11 protein-coding genes are annotated in these 9,531 nt (G+C 67.7%); 8 read left to right on the top strand and 3 right to left on the bottom strand.

Annotated elements, in window-relative coordinates:
• Both BLR21_RS41280 and BLR21_RS41285 read right to left on the bottom strand, forming a co-directional pair.
• The coding region (locus BLR21_RS41280; protein ID WP_090015558.1) for a M56 family metallopeptidase at positions 1-668 on the bottom strand (668 nt) is incomplete at its 3' end.
• Positions 665-1,027, bottom strand: coding sequence for a BlaI/MecI/CopY family transcriptional regulator (locus BLR21_RS41285; protein ID WP_090015563.1), 363 nt, complete (start codon positions 1,025-1,027; stop codon positions 665-667). The genes BLR21_RS41280 and BLR21_RS41285, both read right to left, overlap by 4 nt.
• A gap of 244 nt (positions 1,028-1,271) precedes the next feature.
• Between BLR21_RS41285 and BLR21_RS41290 the strand changes: the two genes are divergently transcribed.
• From BLR21_RS41290 to BLR21_RS41300, 3 genes are all read left to right on the top strand, one after another.
• Positions 1,272-2,030, top strand: a complete 759-nt coding sequence (locus tag BLR21_RS41290) for a sulfite exporter TauE/SafE family protein (protein ID WP_218131129.1) — start codon at positions 1,272-1,274, stop codon at positions 2,028-2,030.
• Between the two features lie 96 nt (positions 2,031-2,126).
• A complete protein-coding gene (locus tag BLR21_RS41295) occupies positions 2,127-3,527 on the top strand; it encodes an MFS transporter (protein WP_090015565.1) in 1,401 nt (466 codons plus the stop codon).
• Positions 3,528-3,547: 20 nt separating this feature from the next.
• Positions 3,548-4,123: a TetR/AcrR family transcriptional regulator gene (locus tag BLR21_RS41300; protein WP_176930042.1), complete on the top strand. Its 576-nt coding sequence runs from the start codon at positions 3,548-3,550 to the stop codon at positions 4,121-4,123.
• Here the strand turns inward: BLR21_RS41300 and BLR21_RS41305 are convergent.
• Positions 4,113-4,592: a DUF2269 domain-containing protein gene (locus BLR21_RS41305; RefSeq protein WP_090015559.1), complete on the bottom strand. Its 480-nt coding sequence runs from the start codon at positions 4,590-4,592 to the stop codon at positions 4,113-4,115. The genes BLR21_RS41300 and BLR21_RS41305 overlap by 11 nt on opposite strands.
• Positions 4,593-4,772: 180 nt before the next feature.
• Between BLR21_RS41305 and BLR21_RS41310 the strand changes: the two genes are divergently transcribed.
• The 5 genes from BLR21_RS41310 to BLR21_RS41330 form a co-directional block, all read left to right on the top strand.
• A complete protein-coding gene (locus BLR21_RS41310; RefSeq protein ID WP_090015567.1) occupies positions 4,773-5,351 on the top strand; it encodes a TetR/AcrR family transcriptional regulator in 579 nt (192 codons plus the stop codon).
• A 210-nt stretch (positions 5,352-5,561) separates the two neighbouring features.
• Positions 5,562-6,932 (top strand): LVIVD repeat-containing protein, encoded by a 1,371-nt coding sequence (locus BLR21_RS41315; RefSeq protein WP_143028146.1) that lies wholly within the window; start codon positions 5,562-5,564, stop codon positions 6,930-6,932.
• Between the two features lie 52 nt (positions 6,933-6,984).
• Positions 6,985-7,542, top strand: coding sequence for an LVIVD repeat-containing protein (locus BLR21_RS41320; RefSeq protein WP_090015561.1), 558 nt, complete (start codon positions 6,985-6,987; stop codon positions 7,540-7,542).
• Positions 7,463-8,329, top strand: coding sequence for an LVIVD repeat-containing protein (locus BLR21_RS41325; protein ID WP_090015562.1), 867 nt, complete (start codon positions 7,463-7,465; stop codon positions 8,327-8,329). The genes BLR21_RS41320 and BLR21_RS41325 overlap by 80 nt, the downstream gene beginning before the upstream one ends.
• 442 nt (positions 8,330-8,771) lie before the next feature.
• A partial coding sequence (locus tag BLR21_RS41330; RefSeq protein WP_218131130.1) for an LVIVD repeat-containing protein occupies positions 8,772-9,531 on the top strand: 760 nt, incomplete at its 3' end.

The following is a 9,531-nucleotide window of genomic DNA, read 5'->3' on the forward strand; positions in this document are numbered from 1 at the left end:
GCCAGGTCGGCGGACATCTCGACGAGCTCACGGATCGAGCTTGCCGCCCGCGTGAACAGGGGGAGGATCGGCAGGGCGGCGGCTACCGCGTCCGCGGCAGCGACCAGCAGGTGATGGCGTCCGTTGAGGTGTGCTCGCTCGTGGTCGAGGACGGCATCGACCTCTTCGGGCGTCAGGTGGCGGCGGAGTCCTTCCGTGGCGACCACGAGACCTGGTTTGCCGGGGAGGCTGAACGCGAGTGGCCGGTCGTGGTCGAGCCACACCGTGGGATGTGCTCCGGGTTCACGTCGTCCGGCGAGGCGCAGCACCGAGCGGTGTTCCTCGCGGGCGTGGGCTCGTTGCCGGGCGCTGCGTGCACCGACGATCGCGAACCGAACGAGCAGAGCGGTCAGCAGAGCGCCGCCGGTGAGGCCGCTGATCACTTCGATCGTGGGTGTAGTGCCGTGGCGCACCGACTCCCAGCAGTTGTGCAGGGTGTCGAGGAAGGCGAGGCCGTGCTCGGGCAGCAGGAGCAGCACCATGGCAACGGCCGAGGTCGTCACGACCGCGGCGATCGAGGTGAGCCAGGCGACGACGGCGACCACCGGGTCGCTGAGCCGCCGCAGCAGGCGCGGTGCCAGCCAGCCCATCGTGATGGACCCGAGCAGCAGCGCCAGCGCGACAGTCATTTCCCGGAGGCTTTCCTGCGGAACGCCCGGCGCAGCACCGCCGACTCCTCGGTGGTCGCGGACTGTGCGAAGTGCAGCAGCGCGGCCTCGGGATCACCGGAGGCGGCGAGCACGTCGCGCACGGCGTTCGCCGCGGCTTCGACGCGGCTGACGGTGGGCTGGTACCAGTAGGCCTTGCCCTCCAGCTCGCGGGAGACCCAGTCCTTGCGGTGCAGGTTGTCCAGCACGGTGAGCACGGTGGTGTAGGCGAGTTGCTTGCCGGTGTCCAGCCGTTCCAGCACCTGACGCACCTTGAGCGGCTCTCGGGCGTGCCACAGCACGTCCATCACCGCGGCTTCCAGCTCACCCAGTCCGCGCATCGTCCACACCCTTTCGCAGACTGAGAAGTATGCCTGGTCGTCGCGCTGATCGGACCGAGCCTCCCGACTGTGCCCTTGAGCGGGAACACCCGTCCTGCCCGGTGTCCCGTGATGTGGTTGCGGCTTCCCCGGTGCTGGAATCTCGGGAATCGTGGACCGCGCCAGTTGGCCGGGAGTGGAAGGCGTACGCGTGACCGTTGAGGAGAACGTGACACCGGTCCGGGCGGGTCGGTGCGCGCCGCTGGTGTTCGCCGTGGGCGCGGTCGTAGGCTTGCTGGGCGGCATGATCGGGCTGGGTGGAGCGGAGTTCCGGTTGCCCTTGCTGATCGGCCTGTTCGGCTTCGCGGCGCTTTCGGCGGTCATCCTGAACAAGGCCATGAGTCTCGTCGTGGTGCTCACCGCGCTGCCCGCCCGGCTGGCCACCGTCACCGCCGTCGAGTTGGGTGCGCATTGGGCGGTCGCGGTCAATCTCCTCGCGGGCAGTCTGCTCGGGGCTTGGGCAGGGGCGGCCTGGGCGGTGCGGATGCGCACCGCCACTCTGTACAAGGTCCTCGCGGCGCTGATGGTTCTCATGGCCGCAGCCCTGGTGCTCACGCACGTCAGCCTCGGCACGCTCGACCTGCCGCCCACCGTGCAAGCTGTCTCCGGAGTTGCCGCGGGGTTCGGGATCGGCGTCGTCGCCGCGATCATGGGTGTCGCGGGCGGTGAACTGCTGATCCCGACGATCGTGCTGCTCTACGGCGTCGACATCAAGACCGCGGGCAGCCTGTCGCTGCTGGTCTCGCTACCCACCATGCTGGTCGCCTTCGCGCGCTACAGCCGCGACAACAGCTTCAGTGTCCTGCGCCAGAACGTGCGCTTCGCCGGCGTCATGGTCGCCGGATCGATCACCGGCGCCCTGCTCGGCGGCCTCCTCCTCGGCGTCGTCCCCGATCTGGTCCTCATCCCCGCGCTGGCCGCAGTGCTGCTGATTTCCTCGATCAAGCTCGCCCGTCACCAGTGACCGCCCAAGAGAACAAGTCGAACACTGCTGTTCGACTTGTCGCTCGGCTTGGCGTACCCTTAAGTCGAACATGAGTGTTCGAGTTAAGGGGTGGACATGAGCCGGACGGCCGTGCGAACGAACTGGTGGGTGCTGGTGCTGCTGTGCCTCGCCCAGTTCATGGTGATCCTGGACGTGACGGTCGTGAACGTCGCGCTACCGGTGATCGCGACCGAACTCGACCTGGACCGTGCCGCGCTGACGTGGGTGGTCACCGCGTACACGCTGTGCTTCGGCGGGCTGATGCTGCTGGGCGGCCGGCTGGCCGACACGATCAGCAGACGAGGCGTGTTCCTGACCGGGCTAGCGGTGTTCACGGTGGCATCGCTGGTCTCCGGGCTGGCGGGAAGTGCGACGGCGCTCGTAGCGGCACGTGCCGCCCAGGGGGTCGGGGCGGCGTTGCTGTCCCCGGCGGCGATGTCGATCGTCACCACGACCTTCCACGGTCCAGAGCGCAATCGCGCGCTCGGCGTGTGGGCGGCCATCGCTGGCGCGGGCGCGGCTGTCGGAGTGCTGCTGGGCGGCGTGTTCACGGCTGGGCCGGGCTGGGAGTGGGTGTTCTTCATCAACGTGCCCGTTGGCATCTTCGTCGCTGTGCTGCTGCCGCGTTTTGTGCCGTCCGGCCGAAGTGGACGGACATCGGGGAAGATCGACGTTCCTGGTGCATTCGTCGCGGTGCTTGCCGTTGGTGCGTTGATCTACGCGTTGGTGCGTGCGGGCGACACCGGCTGGGGCGGCGGCAGCACGCCGTACTTCCTCGCCGCCGGTCTCATGTTGCTCGTGGTGTTCGTGGTCGTCGAGCGCAGGGTCGCCGAGCCGTTGGTCCGCCTGGAACTGCTGACCCGGCGTCCTGTGGTGGCGGGCAACCTGGTCATGCTGGCCGCGTCAGGGCTGCTGCTGGCGAACTTCTTCCTCAATTCCCAGTACCTGCAGCACGTGCTGCGTCTCGACGCGCTCGAGACCGGGCTGATCTTCCTGCCGGTGGCGTTGGTCATCGGGCTCGGCACCCATCTCGGCGTCCGCGTCGTGAACCGCTTCGGCGGACGACCCGCGGTCGCTGTCGGCTTCGGCCTTGCCGCGGTGGGCGCGGTGCTCCTGGCTCAGGTGCCCGCGTCCGGGAACGCGATGCTGGCCGTCCTGCCCGGCTTCCTGATCTCCGGCTTGGGGCTCGGCGCCACGTTCGTCACGGCGACGACCACCGCGATGGCGCACGTCGGTCCGCACGACGCTGGAACGACGTCCGGACTGATCAACACCGGGCACGAACTGGGCGCCACGCTCGGCATCGCGTTCGTGTCGACAGTCGCGGCACTGAGCCTGCAAGGCGGTCCGGTCGGGGGCTTCGGTGCCGCGTTCACCGCGATGGCGATCGTGGCCGCCGTCAGCGCGATCGGGGCGACGCTGCTCGTTCCGGCAGGCCGCCCGCCCGCGGCCGACGGTCCGGTGTTCGCGCACTGACCGGCCGTAGGCTTCCGGTCGTGGCCACCACGGAGACCCGGCGCCGCGCCGACGCCGAACGCAACATCGCCGCCATCCTCGACGCCGCTCTGGTGCTGTTCACCGAGGAACCGCAGTCGAGCATGGTGGCGATCGCGCGCGCCGCCGGCGTCGGCCGGGTCACCCTCTACAGCCACTTCCCGTCCCGCGAGGTGCTGCTGGAGGCGGTGCTGGACCGGACGATCGCCGAAGCCGGCGAGGTCATCAAGAAGGCCGCTCCGGAGGAAGGCTCCGCCACCGAGGCGCTCCGGCGGCTGCTGCGGACGTCCTGGCACGCGCTCAACCAGCACCGCAAGTTGTTCGATCTTGCCCAGCGCGAGCTCGGCCCGGTCCGGCTGCGGCAACGGCACCGTGAGGTCGTCGACCACGTCGAGGGACTGCTCACGCGGGGCCAGGAGGAGGGCGTGATCAGGACCGACCTGCCGACGAACTGGCTCGTGACCACCGTCTACGGCCTGCTGCACGCGGCCGCCGACGAGGTGAACACGGGACAGTTGAAGGCGGAGGAGGCCGCCGACGTGCTGGAGGCGACCCTGCTGCCTGCCCTCAGATCCTGAGCCCGGTCACGCCGCGCGGCTTGTAGACCGCGAGCACCAACGCCACGACCAGCACCACGAGCGCACCACCGGCATGCACCACGAACGTCGGCGACCGCAGCGGCGCCAGATCGGAAGCCGGATCGGCCGCGACCGCGGCGAACTGGTCCACCGTGCGCGTGTAGATGAGCAGCACCGCGGTGGCGAACACGTTCAGCACCAGCTTGAAGATCACCCAGTAGTGCCGCAGCAGGCCCCACGCGGAGCCGAGCGACGAGACCAGGCCGGTCAGCAGTGACGCGACTGCGAACGGCAGCACCACGTACCAGACCATCGGCTCCGCGATCACATTTGCGGCGCGGACAACGCGATCGTCCTGAGTGGTCAGGCCAACGACCGCCATGGCGAGAAACGTGAGCACGGCGCCGAACCAGCCCACCGAGGACGCGATGTGCGCCGTCAGGGCGAGCTTGCGCAGTCGCGGCCTCATCGGTGCATGCCTGGGCCGTGCTCGATCGGGAGAACGAGCGCTACGAGGAACAAAACGATCACCACGGCAATGACGATGCCCATGATCTTCACCCAACGCGGAGTGTCAGCCATGCCCGGCAGTTTACGAGACACTGTGTATTTATCAAGACGCAGTGTCTCGATCCCGTAGGATGTGCGCGTGCCGAAGCTGTGGAACGAAACGATCGAAACGCACCGTCGCGAGGTGCGGCACGCGATCCTGGCCACCACCACGACGCTGGTGGCCGAGCGCGGCCTGCTCAACGTGACGATGTCGCAGATCGCGGAGCAGACCGGCATCGGGCGCGCGACGCTCTACAAGTACTTCCCGGACGTCGAGGCGATCCTGCGCGCCTGGCATGCCGAGCAGATCGCACACCACCTCGCCTGTCTGACCGAGGTTCGTGACCAGGCGGCCGGGCCTGGCCAGCGTCTCAAAGCAGTCCTCGAGGCCTTCGCTGCCATCTCGCACCGCTCGCACGGCCATTTCGACACTGACCTCGTGGCGCTCCTGCACCGCGACGAGCAGGTCGGTCACGCGCGGCAACAGGTTCGTCACATGATCTGCGACCTGCTGGCCGAAGCTGCAGCGGCAGGAGAGGTCAGGGGAGACGTGGCACCTGCGGAACTCGCTGCGTACTGCGTTCACGCACTTGCCGCGGCCGGCGCCTTGCCTTCCAAGGCTGCTGTTCGCCGGCTTGTCGTGGTCACGCTCGCAGGCCTTCGCCCGGCCACCTGACCCTGTCTCGGTAGCTGTACGTGGCCGTGCGTCACCGCCGCGCGACGAGTTGATCTGATAACCAAGAACAACTGTCGTGCGCTCGAAAATGTTCGAAGCAAGATAGTAGGCCATTGGGGTGACTCGGGTCACACTGTTGGGGTTTGCGTCGATTACTCCTCACGGGGGTAGCAATGGCGCTACCCCTTGCCTCGAAGGGAGTGGCCTGCTGTGAATCGATTACGGCGGCTGACCGCCGTCGCTCTCCTCGTTGCCAGTGTGCTGGTGATCCCAGCGACGGCCGGCGCGCACGACCCGGATGACGGCGGAACCCATCCGCCGACCGGTGGTGGTGTGCCGGACCTGCACAGCGCGAACATGACTCTGCTGGACAACGTGCCGAAGGCCGACGCCGCGACCCAGTCCGACCTCGCGTTCGAAGGGAACTACGCCTACGCGGGCACCTTCAGCGGATTCCGCATCATCGACATCTCGAACCCCGCGGTCGCGCAGCAGGTGGCCTTCAAGCCGTGCAACGGCGGTCAGGGAGACGTGTCGGTCTACAACGGACTGCTGTTCTCCTCGGTCGACACGCCGCAGAGCAAGCCCGAGTGCGACAGCGTCAACACACCGGCCAGCAACCCGGCGGCGTGGGAGGGCGTGCGGATCTTCGACGTCCGCGATCCCGCCAACATCAAGCACATCGCCTCCGTGCGCACCGACTGCGGCTCGCACACCCACACCCTTGCGCCCGCGGGCAAGGGCAGCCTGTTCGTCTACGTCTCGTCCTATGCGGTGACGACCACGTCAATGGGCCCGAACTGTCAGCAGTTCCACGGCAAGATCTCGGTGGTCCACGTGCCGTTGCAGAACCCGGAGAAGGCCACAGTGGTCTCGACTCCACCGACGACCGGCGTGCCGGTGTTCGACCCGGCGCGGCTGGAGTTCGCCAACCCGGCGTTGCAGCCCACCACTGGCTGCCACGACATCACGGTGCTCACCCCGCTGAACCTCGCCGCGGCCGCGTGCCTGAGCGTCGGCCAAATCTGGGACATCAGCGATCGAGCACATCCCAAGGTGCTGCGCACGCTGACGACACCCCAGGTGCAGGCCTGGCACTCGGCACAGTTCACGTGGGACGGCAAGCGTGTGACGTTCGGGGACGAGGCCGGCGGTGGAGTGATTCCGCGTTGCCGGGCGGAGGATCCGCCGACAAAGGGTGCGGTGTGGACCTATGACGTCGCTTCCGGAGCGGAGCTGGGTCACTACAAGCTGCCACGCTTCGAGAACGGCGTGTGCACCATGCACAACTTCAACTACGTGCCCGGCATCGATCGCGACATCCTCGTGTCTTCCGCCTACACCGGCGGCACGACGGTCGCGGACCTGACGGACCCGGCGAACCCGGTGGAGCTCGGCTTCTACCGCGCCGGTGACCCGATCGCGGCCAACACGTGGTCCACCTACTGGCACAACGGCTTCATCTACGCCAACGACATCAACCGGGGCCTGGACGTGTTCGCGCTCGACCACCCGGCCACCGTGGGTGCCGCGTCGCTGCAGCGCGACAACCCGCAAACCCAGGAACGGCTCTTCCAGTAGCCAAGGAGGTTGTCGAATGTCTCGCCGAGTCATTCGAACAGTTGGTGCGCTCGTGGCCACCGTCGCTCTCGTCACCCCGGCGACCGCCGTCGCCGACCACGCCACGAACCCGCACACCCCGAACATGCACGCCAAGGGCCACAGCCCGCACCCGGCCACGTTCCTCGGTGAGCCGGACGGTGTCCGGCATGTCAGCTCCGACATCGCCTTCTGGGGCAAGCTGGCCTTCCACGGCAACTACGACGGATTCCGCATCGTCGACATCGCTGATCCCGACAACCCGACCGAGATCGCCCACCAGCGCTGCAACGGTGACCAGGGCGACATCGTCGTGTGGGAGAACATCCTGGTCCGCGCCTGGAACTCCAAGAAGGCAGTCCCGCGCGACTGCGACGGGCAGACCGTCCCAGCCGGTTGGGAAGGGGTGCACGTCTTCGACGTCAGCAACCTGAGCAATCCGAGCCTGGTCGCGTCGGTCGAGCTGCCGTGCGGCTCGCACACCCTCACCGCGGCTCCCGGACAACGGCCGGTTGATCGTCTACAGCAACAACTCCAGCAGCACTGGCTGCGGAACGAGCGGCAACCTGGCGCAGGAGAACGCGCTCGGTGACTTCATCGACGTGATCGAGGTGCCGTTCGGGCAGCCGCAGAACGCGAACCTGCTGCGGCGTGAGCCGCTGGCTGGTCCGATCACCAACGTGCGCACCGGCTGTCACGACATGGGCGTGATCCTCGGCAGCGTCAACCTGGCCGCGTGCGCCAGCGCGGACGCGACCAACGTCTTCGACATCGGCGCCAACTCGCATCCCGGCGGGAGCCTCGCCGACCCGGTGTTCCTCTACACCGTCAGCGAGCCGGGTGTCGGCCAGGCAGGCACCAACGGTCGCTGGCACTCCGCGACGTTCAGCTGGGACGGCAAAGTCCTGATCCTGGGCTGGGAGCCCGGCGGCGGCTCCGAACCCGAGTGCCAGACCACCGACCCGGACGTCGACAAGAGCCTGTTCTTCTACGACGCCCACACCGGCGCGAAACTCGGCCAGTGGGTGCTGCCCCGAGGACAGGACGGCATCGCGGAGAACTGCACCGTCCACAACTACAACATCGTGCCGCTGCGCAACGGCCGCTACATCGCGGTCGGTGGGCATTACCAGGCAGGAACCTGGGCCACCGAATTCACCGATCCCGCCCACCCGGTCACGATCGGCTGGTCCGACCCACCCGCGATCAGCCCGCCCGACCTCGGCGGGGCCTGGTCGTCGTACTGGTACGACAACTTCATCTACGAGTCCAGCATCACCGAAGGACTCAACGTGTACCGGCTCAGCGGCAACGCCACCGGCGGCGCCCTCCGGCTCGGTCACCTCAACCCGCAGACGCAGGAGTTCTCCCTGCCGTGACACCAGATCGCTGGGCCCCGTCAGTGACGGGGCCCAGTTCGAGGGGGAACCAACGAGGAGACAGAACCAATGAGAACCAGACGGCTCTTCACCGCACTCGCCGTGGCGTCGCTGACCGCGGCGATGGCGGCACCCGTGGCGGCACACCCCGGCCAACACGGTCCCATCGACGGACATCTGCTCGGTCCGGGAGCATGGGGCGACCTGCAACTGCTGGGCAAGGCCGACCTGACCAACACCGACGACCTGATCGCCGACGTGGCGGTCGACCCGCGCACCACGTACGCCTACCTGGCGAACTGGGGCAAAGCCACCTGTGACGCCAACCGTGAGGACGGCGACCCCGACGCCGGCGCCTACGTCGTCGACATGACCGACCTGGCGAACCCCGAAGCAGATCGGGTTCATCCCGCACTCCCAGGACAGCCGACCCGGCGAGGGCATGCAAGCGCTGCAGGTCGACACGAAGTTCTTCAACGGCACCATGCTCGTGATGAACAACGAGCAGTGCGGCAAGAACGGCCGCGGCGGAGTCTCCCTGTACGACGTCAGCAATCCCAGCAAGCCAGTCAAGCTGTCCGAGCACTTCGGCGACCGCGCGAACCTGTCGCGTGGCGACGCCAACGACACCCACAGCGCGTTCGCCTGGGACACCGGCGACAGGGCGTACGTGGTGACGACCGACAACTTCGAGTCGGGCGGCCCGGACGTCGACATCCTCGACATCAGCAACCCGAAGCGGCCCCGGCTGATCCGCGAGATCGACGTCGACGCCGAGTTCCCGAACCTCAACCAAACCCAGCTCGGCCTCACCGAGGTCTTCCTGCACGACATGGTCGTCAAGAACATCGACGGGCACCAGGTCCTGCTGCTGTCCTACTGGGACGGTGGCTACGTTCAGCTCAACGTCGACGACCCGGCGAACCCGACGCTGATCGGCGACACGGACTTCAGCCATCCCGATCCGCAGCTGCTGGAGTCGACCGGAGCAGCGCGCACCGCCGAAGGCAACGGGCACCAGGGCGAGTTCACCGCCGACAACCAGTACTTCATCGGAACCGACGAGGACTTCGCGCCCTACGGAGCAACGAACTTCTCGATCACCAGCGGTACGAACGCGGGCGCGTACCCGTCCGTGCCGGTGCCCGGTTCCGCGCCGATCGTCGTCCTCGACGACGACAAGCTCAACGGACCGGTCGTCT

Origin of the sequence: Lentzea albidocapillata subsp. violacea (genome assembly GCF_900100275.1) — a bacterium.
GTDB lineage: Bacteria > Actinomycetota > Actinomycetes > Mycobacteriales > Pseudonocardiaceae > Lentzea > Lentzea violacea.

Excerpts from the sequence above, each read along its gene's own strand:
- BLR21_RS41305 (WP_090015559.1), bottom strand. The coding sequence starts at position 4,592 with ATGAGGCCGCGACTGCGCAAGCTCGCCCTGACGGCGCACATCGCGTCC.
- BLR21_RS41295 (WP_090015565.1), top strand. The coding sequence starts at position 2,127 with ATGAGCCGGACGGCCGTGCGAACGAACTGGTGGGTGCTGGTGCTGCTG.
- BLR21_RS41285 (WP_090015563.1), bottom strand. The coding sequence starts at position 1,027 with ATGCGCGGACTGGGTGAGCTGGAAGCCGCGGTGATGGACGTGCTGTGG.